Origin of the sequence: Pandoraea sp. PE-S2R-1 (genome assembly GCF_002179865.1) — a bacterium.
GTDB lineage: Bacteria > Pseudomonadota > Gammaproteobacteria > Burkholderiales > Burkholderiaceae > Pandoraea.
Genome location: NZ_NGUR01000007.1, coordinates 96,699 through 113,013 on the forward strand (window position 1 = coordinate 96,699; position 16,315 = coordinate 113,013).

Consider the following 16,315-nt stretch of genomic DNA (forward strand, 5'->3'; position numbering starts at 1 on the left):
ACGCTGTTTGGCAAACTGACCCTCGAAGCCATCCCGTACCACGAGCCGATCATCGTCGGCGCCGTGGGCATGATGGTGCTGGGTGGGCTGGGCATCCTCGCGCTGCTCACCTACTTCGGCAAGTGGAAGTACCTGTGGAATGAGTGGATCACGTCGGTCGATCACAAGAAGATCGGCATCATGTACGTGCTCGTGGCGCTGGTCATGCTGTTGCGCGGCTTTGCCGACGCGATGATGATGCGTACCCAGTTGGCACTCGCCCACAATTCGCCTGGCATTCTGCCGCCGGAACACTACGACCAGATCTTCACCGCCCACGGCGTGATCATGATCTTCTTCGTGGCAATGCCGTTCATGACGGGCCTGGTGAACCTCGTGGTGCCGCTGCAAATCGGCGCACGCGACGTGGCTTTCCCGTTCCTGAATACGCTGTCGTTCTGGCTGTTCGTGGCCGGTATGGCACTGGTGAACCTGTCGCTGGGCGTGGGTGAATTCGCACGCACGGGCTGGCTGGCTTACCCGCCGCTCTCGGGCATTCAATTCAGCCCCGGCGTGGGCGTGGATTACTACATCTGGGCTTTGCAGATTTCAGGCTTGGGGACGTTGCTCACGGGTGTGAACTTCGTCGTCACGATTCTGAAGATGCGCGCTCCGGGCATGAACCTGATGAAGATGCCGGTCTTCACGTGGACGGCACTGTGCACGATGGTGCTGGTGTGCGCCGCGTTCCCGGTGCTGACGGTGACCCTGGCGCTGCTCTCGCTCGACCGCTACCTCGACTTCCATTTCTTTACGAATGAGTTGGGCGGCAACCCGATGATGTATATCAACCTGATCTGGATCTGGGGTCACCCTGAGGTGTACATCCTGATTCTGCCGGCGTTCGGTATCTTCTCGGAAATCATCTCGACGTTCTCGGGCAAGAAGCTGTTCGGCTACAAGTCGATGGTGTACGCCACGGCCGCGATCATGGTGCTGTCGTTCCTCGTGTGGGCGCACCACTTCTTCACGATGGGCTCGGGTGCCAGCGTGAACGCGTTCTTCGGTATCGCGACGATGATCATCTCGATCCCGACGGGCGTGAAGATCTTCAACTGGCTGTTCACGATGTACCGCGGTCGCGTGCAAATGACCGTGCCGGTGCTCTGGACGCTGGGCTTCATCGTGACGTTCGTGATCGGCGGTATGACGGGCGTGCTGCTCGCCGTGCCGGGCGCTGACTTCGTGCTGCACAACTCGCTGTTCCTGATTGCTCACTTCCACAACGTGATCATCGGTGGCGTGCTGTTCGGTTACATCGCCGGTATGAACTACTGGTTCCCGAAGGCTTTCGGCTTCAAGCTCGACGAACGTCTGGGCAAGTACAGCTTCTGGTGCTGGATCATCGGTTTCTACCTGGCCTTCATGCCGCTGTACGTGCTGGGTCTGATGGGCATGACGCGCCGTCTGAACCACTACGACAACCCGGCCTGGCAGCCGTGGCTGATCGCCGCACTGATCGGTGCGCTGTTCATCGCCGCCGGTATCGCCTTCCAGGTGCTGCAAGTGGTGGTGTCGATCAAGAACCGCAAGGCGCTTGCCGATACGACGGGTGACCCCTGGAACGGCCGTACGCTGGAGTGGATGACGTCCTCGCCGCCGCAGTTCTACAACTTTGCCGAAGAGCCGCGCGTGCACGATGTGGACGAGCTGGCCTACCGCAAGGAACACGGCATCAAGAGCGATCTGAAGACGAGCTACGCCCCGATCCACATGCCGAAGAACACCGGCGCCGGTTTCATCATCAGCGTGTTCTCGCTGGTGTTCGGTTTCGCCGCAATCTGGCACATCTGGTGGCTGGCTATCGTTGGCTTCGTCGGCATGATCGTGGCATTCATCTGCCGCAGCAACGACGATTCGATCGACTACTACGTGCAGTCGCCGGAAGTGGTGGCCATTGAAAAGGCCCACCATCAGGCACTGGCTGTAGCAGCAAAGGCTTAATCATGACGAGCGAAGTTCTTAAACACACGGGCTCGCATGCGGATGCGCATGCGCATGACCACGCGCACCACGACACCGGCGGCAATACGATCTTCGGTTTCTGGGTGTACCTGATGACCGACTTGGTGCTGTTTGCCGGCCTGTTCGCCACCTTCGCGGTGCTGCGTGACTCGTCGGCAGGCGGCCCCACCGGCAAGGAACTGTTCGACCTGAAGTTTGTGCTGGTCGAAACGTTCATCCTGCTGTTCTCGTCGATCACCTACGGCTTTGCCATGGTCGGCCTGCACGGCGGCAAGAAGGGCACGGTCATGGGTTGGCTGGCGGTGACGTGGCTGCTGGGCGCCGCGTTCATCGGCATGGAACTGTATGAGTTCCATCACCTGATCCTGGAAGGCGCCGGCCCGCAACGCAGCGCATTCCTGTCGTCGTTCTTCGCGCTCGTGGGCACCCACGGTCTGCACGTGGCCTCGGGCCTGCTGTGGATGGCCGTGCTGATGTTCCAGATCGGCAAGAAGGGCCTGAGCTCGACGAACACGACCCGCCTCCAGTGCCTCTCGCTGTTCTGGCACTTCTTGGACGTGGTCTGGATCGGCGTGTTCACGGTCGTGTACCTGATGGGAGCGATGTAAATGAGCAATAGCAAATCGGTGCAATCGCACGGCCACGAAGCTGGCCATAATGCCGCCGGTGGCAGCCACGGCAGCGTGAAGTCGTATCTGATCGGCTTCGTGCTCGCAGTGATCCTGACCGTGGTGCCGTTCAAACTGGTGATGGATGGCACGATGCCCCCGTCGACAGTGCTGCCGCTGATTCTCGGCGCAGCCCTGATCCAGATGATCGTTCACCTGATCTACTTCCTGCACATGGACCGCTCGTCGGAACAACGCTGGAACATCATGGCGTTCCTGTTCACCGGCCTGATCGTCGTGATCGTGCTCGTGGGCTCGCTGTGGATCATGCACAACGCTAACTCGCTGATGATGCCGGGGATGTAAGTTCTTCCTTCTCGGTGTTAGTGGTAAACAAAAAGGGCAGTTCGAATGATCGAACTGCCCTTTTTGTCTTGAGGCTCACGATGCGATGACGCCGACCGTTTGACTACCCGCTCCGTCCTCTCCCGCCACCCCGGCCCGCGGCGCTTGCCGGCCCTCCGGCTCACTCCAATTTAAAGTCGCTCCGCCAGAGGGCCGGCAATCACCGCTCATATTTCCCGTCGTTTCACCACTCCCACCCTATCCATGCGGTCCCGGGTCGTCCGCCGGTGTATCCGTGGTCGGTGCGGCCAATATCACTCCCGGCCTCACCGGCAAGTCCGGTCTGATACCCAGCAAAGGCAACGCTTGGGACGCGATTTCCGCAAACGCCGGGCCCGCCGCCTGTCCCCCAAAGTGCTGCGATGCCTTCGGCTCATCCACCGACACCGCAATCACCAATCTCGGCGCCGACAACGGCGCAATCCCCACAAACGACGCCCGATACTTCGAGTGATCGTAGCCGTGCACGCCCGCCTTGTACGCCGTGCCCGTCTTGCCCCCAATGCTGTATCCCGCCACCTGCGCCGTCGTCGCCGTACCCCCCGTATCCACCACGGCCGCCAACATCTTTCGCATCTCCGATGCCGTACGGCTATCAATCACTCGCACCCCCTCCGGCTGCACCTGCGCGTCCGGCTTGATGATCGTGATCGGTACCAACACCCCATCGTTCGCAAAGATGGTGTACGCCCGCGCCAACTGGAACAACGACGCCGAAATACCATAGCCGTACGCCATGGTGGCCTGCTCGATGCGACGCCACGATTTGTACGGACGTAATCTCCCCGAGACAGCACCCGGGAAACCGAGCTTCGGCTGCTGACCCAACCCAATCTCGGTGAACATGTCCCACATCTCCTCCGCCCGCAACATGGTCGACACCTTGGTCATGCCAATGTTGCTCGACTTCTGAATCACACCCGCCGCCGTCAATACCCCGTTCGCGCTGTCGTCGCTGATGGTCGCACCCTCGAACACATAGCGGCCCGGGCCTGTGTCGATAAGCGTGGCCGGCGTCAGACGATGCAAGTCCAACGCCAACGCCATCGTGAACGGCTTGAGAATCGAACCCGGCTCGAATACGTCGGTAAACACCCGGTTTCGCAACTGCTCACCAGTCAAATGCTCCCGATCATTGGGGTTGTACGTCGGGAAGTTGGCCAGCGCCAACACCTGTCCGGTCTTGGCGTCGATGACGACGGCCATCGCCGCCTTCGCGCCGGTGCGATCCAGTGCGTTCTTCAATGCCTCGTACGCGATGTACTGCACGCGAGTATCGAGCGTCAGACGAATGTCCTTGCCGTCGCGCGGCGGGCTGGAGTCGTCAAGGTCCTGAATGGTGCGGCCGATTCGATCCTTGATGACGCGCCTCACCCCGGCTGCGCCTTCAAGCAACGGCTCTTCGCCCAACTCCATGCCTTCCTGCCCCTTGTCCTCGACGTTGGTGAAACCCACGACGTGGGCGGCAACGTCGCCTTCGGGATAGAAGCGCTTGTATTCACTGCTCTCGTATACGCCGGGAATGCCCAGCGCTTCGATCTGCTTGCCGATCTCGGGCGATACCTGCCGCTTGATATAGACGAATTTCTTCTCGCCGATCAACTTGCTGCGCAAGTCCTTGGCTGGCATGTCGAGTAATTTGCTCGCCTGCTGGATATCGCTGTCGGACAGGTCGTCCGGTACTTCGGTCGGCACGGCCCACACGGTACGCATGGGCAGGCTGGTGGCCAGCACGCGACCATCGCGGTCTTCGATCTTGCCGCGCACGGCCGGCATGACGATGGTGTGCTCGTAACGCTTTTCACCCTGCGCGATATAGAAGCCGTTGCCGGGGCCCGCAATCCAGAAGGCACGCACGACCAAGCCGATGAACGCGAGGGTGATGACGATGACGACGAGTTTGGAGCGCCACAAGGACATGCGCGATTGAAGGACCGGACTGGCGGAGAACGTGACGTCCTTGGGCTGGCGTTTCTTTTGCATGGCGCTCGCGGGGCGTTGAGATGCGATGACTGCGGTGAGCCAATCAACAGACTCTGGCTCAAATTCTAGGCCAGATAGCGTAGCACGCAAGCGACTGTTGCAATAGCGCAAAAGCCCCGTCACACGGGGCTTGCAGCGTTTTTTTCGATGACGTCGCGACGCGGTCGCGTATGGGTGTCAGCAGGTGAAACCGGACACGAAAAATCGGCGGAAAAACGCCCGCTCCCGGCCGCTCCCATCCGCTTCGGTGCCACTACTTCGCTGCGCCGAACCGGACGTCGCCGTACCACGCGTGCGCACTCGCGTGCGTGTTGTCGCTGTCGGTGAAAACCCCATAGCCCATCAATTTGCCGGGCTTCTGGTGATAAACACGCTCGTAGTCGGCCGCGAGATTGCGCGAGAAGGACTGCCATTTGCCGATGCTGGCGTCGCCACCCGCCACGACGAGCATCTGCACGCGGTCGGTATGCGGGTTCTGGATGACGCTGCCGGGGGCGGCATCGTTGGACCAGATGTACATCAACGTGGCGTAGGGCAGGTCTTCCCCGCCCGCTTTGGCGAGGCTCATCGCTGCCCGGTCGCCGAAGGGTAGCGACGACTTGTCGCCATCGAAGAAGAAGACGATCCGCGCCGGCGAGTCTTCTTTGTCAGCTTCGCGGTTGTCGGCCCCGGGAATGGCGCCCGCCACTTTCCAGCGCCACGAGACGGTCGGGGTAGCCGCGAGATCGATGCCGTCGCCCTTGTACATGAGCGCCGAAGCCGAATCCACGGACTTGGCTTCGATCACATTGCGTCCGTCGTCAGCGACGACGTTGTACTGGGTGAGCTTCTTGCCTTTGACGACGGGCAGGTTTTGCGCGCCAACAGGCAACGCACTGCCCGCGGGCGCTTGCGAGAAGAGGGCACCGCTTCCGGTATCGCTATCCGCCGCGAGGGCCGCGCCCGGGGCAAGGCCAACGAGCGTGAGGGCGAGTGCGGCGGCGCAGGCAGCGCGAAGGGCGCGCGCGCCCGGAGGAATCACCGGGCGGCGGAAGGTGCTGGAAATGCGGGAATTGCGGGAATTGCTGGAATTGCGAAGCGGCGAGACGATGCGTTGCATAGTGAGCGACTCCGGCTTTGAGAGGGGCGCGGCAGGCCCCGGAACACTTACCGCTGCTGCATGGCGACGCGCAACCCCAGTCCGATGAAGATGGTGCCGATGATCTTGCCCTGCCAGCGCAGCAGCCACGTAAAGCGCTTCACAAAGCGGCCGAGCGGGCGTACCGACAGGGCGATCGCGGCCGTGTACACGGCGCTCATGGCGACGAACACCATACCCAGCACCAGAAACTGCATGAACACGTTGCCTTCGCTCGCATGCACGAACTGCGGCATGAAGGCGAGGAAGAAGAGCGCGGTCTTGGGGTTGAGCACTTCGGTGGCGACGGCCTGCGCAAACGCGCGCGTGGGCGACACCTGCGGCGCCACGGGCAACTGCGGATCGCTCGGGCGCTCACGCAGCGCCTTGATACCGAGATAGATCAGGTAGGCCGCCCCGATGTACTTGACGACGTCGAACGCGAGCGCAGAGGTCATCAGCACGGCCGACAAGCCCACGGCTGCACACAGGGTATGGACGAGGTCGCCGAGGGCGATACCCATGCCGGTCATGATGCCGGCGCGGCGCCCACCCTGCACGGTGCGGGTAATGGTGAGCAGCACGGCAGGGCCGGGAATCAGGAACAGCCCGAGCACGACGGCGAAGAACGTGGCGAGGGTGGCAATGGTCGGCATGGAGTCTCCGTGGAACAGGGCCGTCTAATGGTGGCCGGTGGCAGGCGGCTGGTGGCAGATAGCCGGACAGTCGCCGGGAGGCAACGGCCGCCGGACGGCACGATTGCGACATCATCCCAGATTTGGGGCGCGCCTGCTGCGGTGTCCTCCAGAATGCGTTTTGCCATAGCCCTGCTGGAAATCCCGTAAGCGTGGCGGGCCTCGCCGCCGCATGCTGCGCAGCTCTTCAATGCCACCGGGATACTCAACATGCCAATGCTAGTGGATCTGATGTCTCATCTGGTTCATCCGGAGCAGGCGTTCGGGCAGGTGCTGGACGTCCTTCGATCAGGCGAATTCGCGAGCAACTTCGCGAAGGTGCAAAACTGCTCGCAAACCTACGGATGTTGCGAGCGCACGACGATCAACGAAACCGCCATGGTGCTGACGCACTGTGACGAAGGGCCGGAGTACTTTCGTGCTGAGCACTATATCCATGGCATCAACGGATTCAGCGAATATTGGATGCCCCTCGCCGCGCTCGTCTCTACGGGCCTTGGGTGGTCGTCGCGGGCGGCACTCGACAAACTATTCTCGCCGTGGCTACGGTCCGATAACTGGGTTCCACCCACCCTCGGTGGGGCATTTCCGCCACCGGCCGACGATGCGGCCGCCAAGGCACCGTTGGATATCCCGCCGGAAGAGTGGCGCGCGAATCAACAGTACGACGCCGCCCGTGCGCTGACTGCATGGCGAAAGCCTGAGCTGCCGCAGGCGGACGCCGACATTTCCAGAGCGCTGATCGTGCATCTGTCGAACACGCCACGACAGAGTGACCTGGATAGCTGGCACGTCGTCGCGCTATGCGGACTGTTGGCTCACGGGCTCGACTTCCACCTGAATGCCGCCCACGTACAAAACCTTCGAATCATTCCCGCCATGCCTTCGTTGATTCGGCGCGACGAGATGTTCGGGCTGCTTCACGACCTGTTGGTACCCGCGTGGGAGACGGATGTGGCAGGGGCGCCGACATTTTCGGTGCATCCGGTCGATGTGCAACTCTTCGATCCGGAGGAGACGACCGGCGATCTCGAGGCACTGGAGGAGGTGTGCGATGACCCGTCGGTGCCGAAGAAGTCACACGAGGCGCGAAAGCAGGAGATCAGAGAGAACCGGGAGCGGCTGACCGACGTGGCGGCGCTTGAACGTGTCCGGGCGCGCGTCGTGTCACTGATCGCCGCCAGCGTGCGCAACGACTGTGGCATGCGAGCCGACTGGCGATATCTTTTCAATATGCAGATGTCTATCGCGTCGGTGTATCTCGACACCTGTTCGAGTGTGCTCGAACGCATTGGAAACAGCGTCATGGCGGACATCTCGACGCGCGACATCTGGAAGTGGCACGACGCGCCACCGGCAGGCACCCATGGGCCATGGCCCCCATCGATGCCGATGCACGTGGCGCAGTGGCTGGCACGCGTCCTGATTACCGAAGCCGGAATTCAGACAACGCCGACGGCGCGCTCGGCATACGGATTTGCGGCGATGGCTCGGATGGACACGCCGCCTGCGCTGGTCATCGGCTCGCTGGAGTGGAGCGAACTCGTCAAGGGCGTGGAGATCATGGGCAACGCGCACTGGCGTGCGTCGTTCGATACGGTCAGCCGGGCTGGCAGAACCGGAGCGAACCCGATGCCGGACACGAGCGAACAGGACGCCCCCGAGCGTGAAGCGTCGACTCGGTGGCGCAAGCCGGCGCGAGCCCGCAAGCCGAGCCACAAGCACGGCGCAAACTGGCGCCACGCCTGAGCACTTCGCTCACAACCACGCCCCACCCACCAATCCCGCAACGCTACCCGCCGCCAGCCACCACAGCGGGTGAACACGCGTTCGGATGGCCAGCACGGCCACGCTTGCGGTAATGCCTGCAAGCAGCCACGACGTGGCCGATGCCTCGGCAATCAACGCCGCACTCGCGGCCACGAGTCCCGCCGTCATCGGCATCAACCCAGCCTGAACGATGCGTCGCCACGGCCGGTCTTTGAAGCGCTGCCACAGATGCAGCACGAAGATCGTAATCAGCGACGACGGCCCGAACTTGGCGAGCGTGGTGACCAGCATCCCCTGCCAACTGGCCACGTGCCAGCCGACCAGCGTGACGATCATGAGATTCGGGCCGGGCGCCGCCTGCCCAAGCGCGAACAGCGCACTGAATTCTTCCGAGGTCATCCAGTGATGGATGTCGACGACCTGACGCTCCATCTCCGGCAAGATCGTGTTGCCCCCGCCGAACGCGAGCACGGACAACTGCGTGAAGATGAGCGCGAGCGAGATAAGGGTGCCGGTCATTGCGAAACCCTCCACGTGGCGTAGATGGACAGCGGCGTCATGATCAGCATGGTGAGCACGAGCGGCACGCGCAATACGGCAATCATGATGAAACACGCCGCCGCAACACCGGCCAGCACCACGGATTTGCGCAGCGGCCACGACACTTTCCACGCCATCTGTATCAGCAAACCTGCCGCCGCTGCCGCAAGCCCGGCGAAGAGATGCTTCACGTGCGGGTCGTTCTGAAAGTGCTGATAGACCATGCCGAGCATGATCACGACAGCAGACGGTGCCGCAATCAATCCGAGAATCGACGCCAGCGCGCCGCGCCAGCCGTGAAAACGCATGCCCAATGCGACGGACAAGTTGATGATGTTGCCGCCGGGCAGAAACTGGCAAAGCCCAAGCAGATCGGTGAATTCTTCTGAGGTCAGCCAACGATGCCGGTCGACGATCATGCGGCGTGCCAGCGGCAATGCGCCGCCGAACGCGGTCATGCCCAAGCCGAGAAAGCCGAAGAAAAGCTGACGAATGCTCGGGACGACGGTGTCGTTGGTGTCTGAGGTACCGGAGACCGGGAGATCGGGCGGACGTGTCGCCGGGGCGGCGAGCTTGGTGGACGGAGCCGGAATGCGCATGGCGGGAATCTTCTAGAACTACTACAGCCGTGGGGGCCGCCCGGCAGGAGGTGACATCGCGGAAGGAGATGCACGGGCGCCGCGCGGGACAACGTCAGAGTAGGTCGATTGCGCTATATTGTCCAATATATGGAAGTGACTGGAATCATATCGAATCAATATGGCAAACATCGACATTCGGCTGCTGCGTTATTTCATTGCGGTGGCTGAAACGGGCCACATGACGCGGGCCGCCGAACGATTGGGTATCGGCCAGCCGCCGCTCTCGCAGCAGATTCGCGTGCTGGAGACACAACTGGGCGTGACGCTCTTTGAGCGGCTGCCGCGCGGCATGGCGCTTACCGACGCGGGGCAGGCGTTTCTGGGCGATGCCTACGACGTGGTGCGCAAACTCGATCAGGCGGTCGATGACGTCCGGCGCGTGGCCGCAGGTGTCAAAGGGCGGCTGGCGGTGGGCTTTACGAGTTCGTCGGCACTGCACCCGTTTGTGCCCGCTGTGATTCGCGCGTTCCGGGCGGATGCACCGGCGGTTTCTCTGATGCTCGACGAGAGCAGCACGACGGAATTGCTGGATGGCTTGCGCGACGGTCAGCTCGACGCAGTCTTCATTCGTCAGCCGCTGGGCGACATCGCGCAGATTGCCATCCTGCCGGTGCTGGAAGAGCCGATGGTGCTGGCAGTGCCATCGTCGCACCCGCTGGCGCTCAAGGGGCGTGCGGGCAAGGCAGCGGTGCCGCTGACGGCACTCTCGGCGGAGAAGCTGATTCTCTATCGACGCCGCACGGGGCAGGGGTTGTACGACGCGATCATTGCCGCGTGTCACGGGGCAGGGTTCAGCCCGCATATCGAGCAGGAGGCGCCGCGTCTGCCGTCGACGCTATCGCTGGTGGCTGCCGGGTTGGGGGTGTCGATCGTGCCCGCATCGCTCATGCGCATGCAGGTGGAGGGCATCGTCTACCGGCCACTGACCCCCGCACCGCGCGCGCCGCTGCACTTCGCTTATCGGGACGGGGTGCTCGCGGGGCCGACGGCGCGTTTGCTTGACCACGTGCGCACGGCGGCGAAAACCGGTGGATGGGGGGATGTGAGCTTGTTGAACGCAGGATGACGGCCGCCGGGAAGCGGTCAAGATCCACTTTCATTCGCCAGAAATCGCAATGGGGCATTCGACCTTTGAATTCACGCGATAGCGGACCTTTCGGATTTCCGAGATAAACGGCACTTGGTCGCTCGGGGCATTGGCGTTCTCAACAACATCTGTTAGATATCTTTCCTTCGGCGACGTTACCCCGCGTATTGAATAAATTTCAATGTGCCATCATTGAATAGATAATAGTCCTAAAGTTTTTAAATATTTTGCCGCTATGTACGCGAGCGATTGGAATGTGCTCAATTTTGGTGGGCCGGGGCAGGTGATTCGCACCGTACTTCACAAATACAAACGAAAAGAGAGATCAGATGGCCAGTGATTTGACCGAGTCGAAGGTTCAACAGGCACTTGAATGGGCCTACGACAAAGCATTAAATGGCATTCCCGGGACCGGGACTGCCGAGGAGTTAGCGAAGCAATACTTGAGCGACAACGAATCGCCACTTGACGCTGTCAACTCCCTCATTCGCTGGCAAAATACGAAGGCCGCAACTTCCGGCTTTCTGACAGGTTTGGGCGGCATAGTGACATTGCCTGTGACGATTCCCGCGAATGTCGCGAGTGTGCTCTACGTTCAACTGAGAATGATCGCCGCCATCGCCTGTATCGGAGGTTACGATCCCAAAGACGATCGCGTCAAGGCGCTTGCATACGCTTGCTTGGCGGGAAGTGCAGCGAAAGACATCTTGAAGGATGCGGGAATCGTCATCGCGCAAAAAATCGCACTCAATTCCCTGAAAGGCATAAGTCGCGGAACGATCACCAAAATCAATCAGGCCGTAGGGTTCCGCCTACTTACCAAGTTTGGAACCACCGGTGTCATCAATCTTGGGAAAGCGGTGCCAATTTTGGGCGGTATTGTCGGTGCGACGTTTGACTCTGTCACGACAAATGTCGTGGGTAACGTCGCTCGCGATACGTTCATCCCATCCGCCAAAACGGTCGCTGCCTGACGTCGATTGGGCGACAGAACCAAGGCGTGCTTTTCGGAACCGATCCGCGTCGCACGCCTTTTTCTAGAAATTTAAATAAACGTCGTATTTAATTTTTTTCATGACGAAGGGCTGTCGGTGAAAGAACGGCTCGCAGACTTCAATTGTGGAAATGGAAAAAATCTGCACGCTCGGCGCATTCGATCCTCAAGCCGTAGAACCCCCACCGCCCTGTTGCAGCAACGCCTCGATATGCCCGTGCAGGCCGACGTCGGTCCATTCGAGCTCGCCCATGCGCCAGAAGCGCGCATTGCCAGCGCGGTCGACGAGGTAAGTCGCTGGCAGCCCGACGGAGCCGAAGCGTTTGAATACCGAGCCGTCGCGATCGAGCAGCACGGTGCCGTCGATGGGCAACTTCGAGAGGAATGGTTTGACGGTAGGCGGAGACTCTTTCACGTTCACGGCCACGAGGGCCAGCCCGCGATTGCGATACTGCCGGGCCACTGCGCCCATCGCCGGAATCTCTTCGCGGCACGGTCCACACCACGTGGCCCAGAAGTTGAGCACCACCACACGCCCACGCCATTCCGATAACGCATGCTGCTGGCCGTCCAGCCCCTCCAGCGTGAACGACGGGGTTGCCCCGCGCCACGCCGAGAGCGTGCCGCCGGAGTTGCCCGCGAGCGCGCTGTCGTCGACTTCGGCACCGGGTTTGCCCGGCCCTGCGGCGAGCGCGGGGGTGTCGATACCGGCCAGCGCCCCGGCTGTGCCGAGTGCGCCCAGCGTCTGAAGAAAATGACGGCGTTGCATGGTGAAGCTCTCCTTCGTTGTCTGACGCGAGTCTCGCAAGTCCCGCAAGTCCGGATCAGGCCTTGAGTTCGCGCGCGCTCATGCGATAGCGGAAAGCGTCCGGGTCCAGACTGTCGAGCCGGCCCTGTGCGACTTCGCCATTCGGATACATGAGGAACGGCACGGAGCCGTCGCGCTTGTCACGCGCGCCCGGCAGCGGCACGTCGGCACCGTGATTGAACGCGACCCAGTTCATTTCCCACTGGCCGAACAACATCGCCCGCGCAGCACGCACGCGCAGATCGTCGACCGGCAGACCGCCCGGTACTTCTTCGAGCACGACCTTGCGCACGTCCGCCGGGTCAACCGGCACCCAGCCATACCCAGCCGCATAAAATTCAGCACGGCAATGCTGGGCACGTGTCACGTCGCCCGCTTTGCCGAGACTGTTGAAGCCGTGATTCGACGCCGCCACGCGAACACCGTAAGCATCGCGTGCGGGAATGCCGACCGAGCGTGCGAGCGCGGTGAAGAGCGCGTTGATGTCGGCACACTTGCCCGCAAGGTCGCCCGTCGTGAGGATGTAGCGCACGTCGCCGGTGCCGCAACCGCGCACCGACCCTTCGCGGCGGCAGTTGTCGACGATCCACTGATAGATGGCCTGTGCTTTCGCCACGTCACCGTCTTGCCCGCGCGTGATGCGCTGGGCCGTTTCGCGTACGAGACCGTCGGTCGGCTGCAACTCGGTCGGTTGCAGATAGCGGCGCAGCACTTCGGCCGACTCGCGCGGGGCATTTGCCGACGGCGGCTGCGACAGATCGACGCGGCGGTCGCGCGTGGCAAAGGTGTTGATGAGCGTGACCGTACGCGCCGGGCCACCCTGTGCAGGCGCATCGGGCCACGCGACCGCGAGCATCGGCACATCGACCCCGGCGGCACCGCGCACCTTGCGCAATGCCGCTTGCGCGCCCGGCGCTTCCCAACGCGTGCCGAGCGCTTGCTGGTACGTTGCGGAGGGTGAAATGGCGACCGGCAGCCAGACGTTGGCAGGGCCAGCCGAGGCGGGCAGGTCGACTTGCGTCGTCAGCTCGAAGGTGCGCCAACCGTCGGCCGCATTGGGCGCATTCGTTGCGGCGGGTTGCGAGGTGGCGGCATCGGCCCGGCCGGAAACCAGCGCGGCGGGCAGCATGGCGGCGGGTACGGTGGACGCGGCGAGCGAGAGAAAACGACGACGTTGCATGATGGAATCCCCGTCAGAATCAGCGCCCACGGCGCATGGTGGTTGGGATGTCGTTCGACCGGCGACGCCATAGCACGGGCCATCGGGCGAAAGCTGCTCCATAATACGTCGACTTTTGGCAAACTGTCGTCATCGCACCGCAGGGTATGTACGTAGTCTGAGGCAGACATGCCGCACATCCCTTCCGCGCGCCACGAGCGCCACGAATGCCGCCCACTTCAACGCCAACGACCATGACCGCACACGATGCCACTCAGGTGGATGCTTCACCGGCAGCTTCACAGACGTCTCCGCAGACCACGCCTGCCGCTCCGCGCTTGACTTCGCTCTCGCACGGCGGCGGCTGCGGCTGCAAGATCGCACCGGGCGTGCTCTCGGAACTGCTCGCACGCAACGAGTCGCCCATGCCGATGCCGGCCGCTCTGCTGGTGGGCACCGAGACCTCGGACGACGCAGCGGTCTATCAGTTGAACGACGAACAGGCGATCATCGCCACGACCGATTTCTTCATGCCGATCGTCGACGATCCGTTCGACTTCGGCCGCATCGCCGCGACCAACGCGCTCTCTGATATCTACGCCATGGGCGGCAAGCCGATCTTCGCGCTGGCCATCGTCGGCATGCCGATCAATGTGCTGCCGCGCGAGACGATCCGCGACATTCTGCGCGGTGGCGAATCGGTGTGCGCCGAAGCCGGTATCCCGATTGCGGGCGGTCACAGCATCGACTCGGTGGAACCGATCTACGGGCTGGCGGCGATGGGCGTGGTGCATCCGAAACGCATCAAGCGCAATGCCGACGCACAGGCGGGCGACGTGCTGGTGCTGGGCAAGCCGCTCGGCGTCGGCGTGATGTCGGCGGCGCTCAAGAAAGGCCTGCTCGACGCTGACGGCTATCGCAGCATGATCGACGCGACCACGCGTCTGAATCGTGTCGGCCCCGCGCTGGCCGCACTGCCGGGCGTGCGCGCGCTCACCGACGTGACGGGCTTCGGTCTGCTGGGGCACACGCTGGAAATGTGCCGTGGCGCCAACCTCGCGGCGTATCTGCGCATGTCCGACGTGCCGCTGTTCGACGGCGTGCGCGAACTGGCCGACAAGGGCTGCATCACGGGCGCGTCGGGCCGCAACTGGGCGTCGTACGGCAGCGCGGTGGAACTGGGCGAGCGCCTCACCGACCGGGATCGCGACCTGCTGTGCGACCCGCAGACGGCGGGCGGGCTGCTGGTGTCATGCGCCCCGGGCGCGGTCGACGATGTGCTCGCCGTGTTCCGCGCCGACGGTTTCGCCGAAGCCGGTATCGTCGGTGCCATGCGGCCGGGCAAGCCAGGCGTGCGCGTGATCTGATCCGGCTAACAACTCGCCGAGCAGGTCGCTGATGTGGATGCCGTTCTTGGCGGCGTCCATCTGCTCATCGGGGGCGGGCCCGTTGCGCCGCAAATCGACGAGCGCCTGATTGAGATCGACGTACGGCCGCATGCGTCCTTCGTACTCGGCAAACGCATGCACCGGATTCGGCCAATGCTGGGCCAGCGAATACGCCAGTACGGCCGCACCGACCAGCGCAAGGCTGGTGCCCTGTCCAGAGAATGGCGAGGCGCAATGCGCCGCGTCCCCTGCGAGCGCCACACGTCCCTTGGACCACGACGGCATGCGAATCTGCGCCAGTTCGTTGTAATAGAACTCGTCGGTGGTCTGCATGGCCGAGATCAACTTGGGGATGTCGCCGCCCAAGTGTTCACAATGTGCCGCGACGAGACGCTTCTGCGCGGCCATGTCGTTACGTGGTAACGCCGGGACGGGGGCCTCGAAGCCCACGCCGACACGTAACGAATCCTGATCGAGACTCGGGTAGATGATGTACCCCACGCCGCCCTCGCGATGGCCCAGTTGCCAGTCCTTCAGATCGATCAGGTTGGGCGTGGAGAACAGGGCCAGCACCATGTTCAACGGCCGTACGACTGACGCCTCGTCGTCGAAGCACAGGCGGCGCACGTTGGAATAGGTGCCGTCGGCGCCAATCACCAGATCGAAGGCGCGCGGCGCGCCGTTCTCGAAGCTCACCACCACCTGATCGCCCCGGTCGTCGATGGCCCGAATGCTGTCGTCGTAAAGCCACTCGACGTCCTCGCCAAGCGCACCCGCCAGCAACTCGCACAGATCGTCACGGAAGACCTCGATGTCGCCGATATTGATCCGGCCGCCGCTGAAGGTCCGCTCTTCGGAGCGGTCGAGCTCGTTGCCTTGCGCGTCCAGCATCGACATGCCTTTGAGTTGCGTGCGCAGCGCCTTTGCCTGCCCCAGTAATCCCATCGCTTCGACCACATCGAGCGCAACGCCACGAATGTCGACTGCCTGACCGCCCCGGCGCAGTTCAGGCGCACGCTCGACCAGCGTGGTGGCGAAGCCTGCGCGATCGAGCCAATAAGCCAGCGCCAGACCGCTCACGCCAGCGCCGGAGATCAATACGTTTGCCTTCATGAA

General features: G+C 62.5%; 15 protein-coding genes. 7 read left to right on the forward strand and 8 right to left on the reverse strand.

Annotation, left to right across the window (positions count from 1 at the left end; translation table 11 throughout):
• Nucleotides 1-3 precede the first annotated feature (3 nt).
• The 3 genes from cyoB to CDV44_RS03130 are packed head-to-tail and all read left to right on the forward strand — an operon-like array spanning nt 4 to nt 2,978.
• A complete protein-coding gene (gene cyoB, locus CDV44_RS03120; protein ID WP_087687186.1) occupies nt 4-1,983 on the forward strand; it encodes a cytochrome o ubiquinol oxidase subunit I in 1,980 nt (659 codons plus the stop codon).
• Nucleotides 1,984-1,985: 2 nt separating this feature from the next.
• Nucleotides 1,986-2,612, forward strand: coding sequence for a cytochrome o ubiquinol oxidase subunit III (locus CDV44_RS03125; RefSeq protein ID WP_058377758.1), 627 nt, complete (start codon nt 1,986-1,988; stop codon nt 2,610-2,612).
• Nucleotides 2,613-2,978: a cytochrome o ubiquinol oxidase subunit IV gene (locus CDV44_RS03130; RefSeq protein ID WP_058377759.1), complete on the forward strand. Its 366-nt coding sequence runs from the start codon at nt 2,613-2,615 to the stop codon at nt 2,976-2,978.
• A 237-nt stretch (nt 2,979-3,215) separates the two neighbouring features.
• Here CDV44_RS03130 and CDV44_RS03135 read toward each other — a convergent pair whose 3' ends face one another.
• From CDV44_RS03135 to CDV44_RS03145, 3 genes are all read right to left on the reverse strand, one after another.
• A complete protein-coding gene (locus CDV44_RS03135) occupies nt 3,216-5,000 on the reverse strand; it encodes a penicillin-binding protein 2 (protein WP_087686631.1) in 1,785 nt (594 codons plus the stop codon).
• A 253-nt stretch (nt 5,001-5,253) separates the two neighbouring features.
• Nucleotides 5,254-6,099, reverse strand: coding sequence for a DUF3047 domain-containing protein (locus CDV44_RS03140; protein WP_087686632.1), 846 nt, complete (start codon nt 6,097-6,099; stop codon nt 5,254-5,256).
• Between the two features lie 47 nt (nt 6,100-6,146).
• A complete protein-coding gene (locus CDV44_RS03145) occupies nt 6,147-6,773 on the reverse strand; it encodes a LysE family translocator (RefSeq protein WP_087686633.1) in 627 nt (208 codons plus the stop codon).
• A 249-nt stretch (nt 6,774-7,022) separates the two neighbouring features.
• Here CDV44_RS03145 and CDV44_RS03150 point away from each other — a divergent pair, with 249 nt between their 5' ends.
• Nucleotides 7,023-8,561: a hypothetical protein gene (locus CDV44_RS03150; RefSeq protein WP_141118659.1), complete on the forward strand. Its 1,539-nt coding sequence runs from the start codon at nt 7,023-7,025 to the stop codon at nt 8,559-8,561.
• Between the two features lie 9 nt (nt 8,562-8,570).
• Here CDV44_RS03150 and CDV44_RS03155 read toward each other — a convergent pair whose 3' ends face one another.
• Both CDV44_RS03155 and CDV44_RS03160 read right to left on the reverse strand, forming a co-directional pair.
• Nucleotides 8,571-9,101, reverse strand: coding sequence for a chromate transporter (locus CDV44_RS03155; RefSeq protein ID WP_087686635.1), 531 nt, complete (start codon nt 9,099-9,101; stop codon nt 8,571-8,573).
• Nucleotides 9,098-9,721 carry a chromate transporter gene (locus tag CDV44_RS03160; RefSeq protein WP_087686636.1) on the reverse strand — a complete coding sequence of 208 codons (624 nt, stop codon included), beginning with the start codon at nt 9,719-9,721 and terminating at the stop codon, nt 9,098-9,100. Before CDV44_RS03160 ends, CDV44_RS03155 begins: the two co-directional genes overlap by 4 nt.
• 160 nt (nt 9,722-9,881) lie before the next feature.
• Between CDV44_RS03160 and CDV44_RS03165 the strand changes: the two genes are divergently transcribed.
• Both CDV44_RS03165 and CDV44_RS03170 read left to right on the forward strand, forming a co-directional pair.
• Nucleotides 9,882-10,829 (forward strand): LysR family transcriptional regulator, encoded by a 948-nt coding sequence (locus CDV44_RS03165; protein WP_087686637.1) that lies wholly within the window; start codon nt 9,882-9,884, stop codon nt 10,827-10,829.
• A gap of 350 nt (nt 10,830-11,179) precedes the next feature.
• Nucleotides 11,180-11,824, forward strand: a complete 645-nt coding sequence (locus CDV44_RS03170; RefSeq protein WP_087686638.1) for an EcsC family protein — start codon at nt 11,180-11,182, stop codon at nt 11,822-11,824.
• 186 nt (nt 11,825-12,010) lie between these two features.
• On the opposite strand, the gene CDV44_RS03175 is transcribed toward CDV44_RS03170, so the two are convergent.
• Together CDV44_RS03175 and CDV44_RS03180 are read right to left on the reverse strand one after the other, a co-directional pair.
• Nucleotides 12,011-12,613 (reverse strand): TlpA disulfide reductase family protein, encoded by a 603-nt coding sequence (locus CDV44_RS03175; RefSeq protein ID WP_087686639.1) that lies wholly within the window; start codon nt 12,611-12,613, stop codon nt 12,011-12,013.
• A gap of 55 nt (nt 12,614-12,668) precedes the next feature.
• The gene (locus tag CDV44_RS03180) at nt 12,669-13,832 is read right to left on the reverse strand and encodes a transglutaminase-like domain-containing protein (RefSeq protein ID WP_087686640.1); all 1,164 of its coding nucleotides are present in this window, start codon (nt 13,830-13,832) and stop codon (nt 12,669-12,671) included.
• Between the two features lie 233 nt (nt 13,833-14,065).
• Between CDV44_RS03180 and selD the strand changes: the two genes are divergently transcribed.
• Complete coding sequence (gene selD / locus CDV44_RS03185; RefSeq protein WP_249277389.1) at nt 14,066-15,178, forward strand: selenide, water dikinase SelD; 1,113 nt, start codon at nt 14,066-14,068, stop codon at nt 15,176-15,178.
• On the opposite strand, the gene CDV44_RS03190 is transcribed toward selD, so the two are convergent.
• Nucleotides 15,062-16,312 carry an FAD-dependent monooxygenase gene (locus tag CDV44_RS03190; RefSeq protein ID WP_141118660.1) on the reverse strand — a complete coding sequence of 417 codons (1,251 nt, stop codon included), beginning with the start codon at nt 16,310-16,312 and terminating at the stop codon, nt 15,062-15,064. The genes selD and CDV44_RS03190 overlap by 117 nt on opposite strands.
• Between the last annotated feature and the right edge of the window lie 3 nt (nt 16,313-16,315).

What these genes read in the sequence shown, in the direction of transcription:
- CDV44_RS03125 (WP_058377758.1), top strand. Translation starts at nt 1,986, where the DNA reads ATGACGAGCGAAGTTCTTAAACACACGGGCTCGCATGCGGATGCGCAT.
- CDV44_RS03180 (WP_087686640.1), bottom strand. Translation starts at nt 13,832, where the DNA reads ATGCAACGTCGTCGTTTTCTCTCGCTCGCCGCGTCCACCGTACCCGCC.
- selD (WP_249277389.1), top strand. Translation starts at nt 14,066, where the DNA reads ATGACCGCACACGATGCCACTCAGGTGGATGCTTCACCGGCAGCTTCA.
- CDV44_RS03145 (WP_087686633.1), bottom strand. Translation starts at nt 6,773, where the DNA reads ATGCCGACCATTGCCACCCTCGCCACGTTCTTCGCCGTCGTGCTCGGG.
- CDV44_RS03150 (WP_141118659.1), top strand. Translation starts at nt 7,023, where the DNA reads ATGCCAATGCTAGTGGATCTGATGTCTCATCTGGTTCATCCGGAGCAG.
- CDV44_RS03140 (WP_087686632.1), bottom strand. Translation starts at nt 6,099, where the DNA reads ATGCAACGCATCGTCTCGCCGCTTCGCAATTCCAGCAATTCCCGCAAT.
- CDV44_RS03165 (WP_087686637.1), top strand. Translation starts at nt 9,882, where the DNA reads ATGGCAAACATCGACATTCGGCTGCTGCGTTATTTCATTGCGGTGGCT.
- CDV44_RS03175 (WP_087686639.1), bottom strand. Translation starts at nt 12,613, where the DNA reads ATGCAACGCCGTCATTTTCTTCAGACGCTGGGCGCACTCGGCACAGCC.
- CDV44_RS03170 (WP_087686638.1), top strand. Translation starts at nt 11,180, where the DNA reads ATGGCCAGTGATTTGACCGAGTCGAAGGTTCAACAGGCACTTGAATGG.
- CDV44_RS03130 (WP_058377759.1), top strand. Translation starts at nt 2,613, where the DNA reads ATGAGCAATAGCAAATCGGTGCAATCGCACGGCCACGAAGCTGGCCAT.
- CDV44_RS03190 (WP_141118660.1), bottom strand. Translation starts at nt 16,312, where the DNA reads ATGAAGGCAAACGTATTGATCTCCGGCGCTGGCGTGAGCGGTCTGGCG.
- CDV44_RS03160 (WP_087686636.1), bottom strand. Translation starts at nt 9,721, where the DNA reads ATGCGCATTCCGGCTCCGTCCACCAAGCTCGCCGCCCCGGCGACACGT.
- CDV44_RS03135 (WP_087686631.1), bottom strand. Translation starts at nt 5,000, where the DNA reads ATGCAAAAGAAACGCCAGCCCAAGGACGTCACGTTCTCCGCCAGTCCG.
- CDV44_RS03155 (WP_087686635.1), bottom strand. Translation starts at nt 9,101, where the DNA reads ATGACCGGCACCCTTATCTCGCTCGCGCTCATCTTCACGCAGTTGTCC.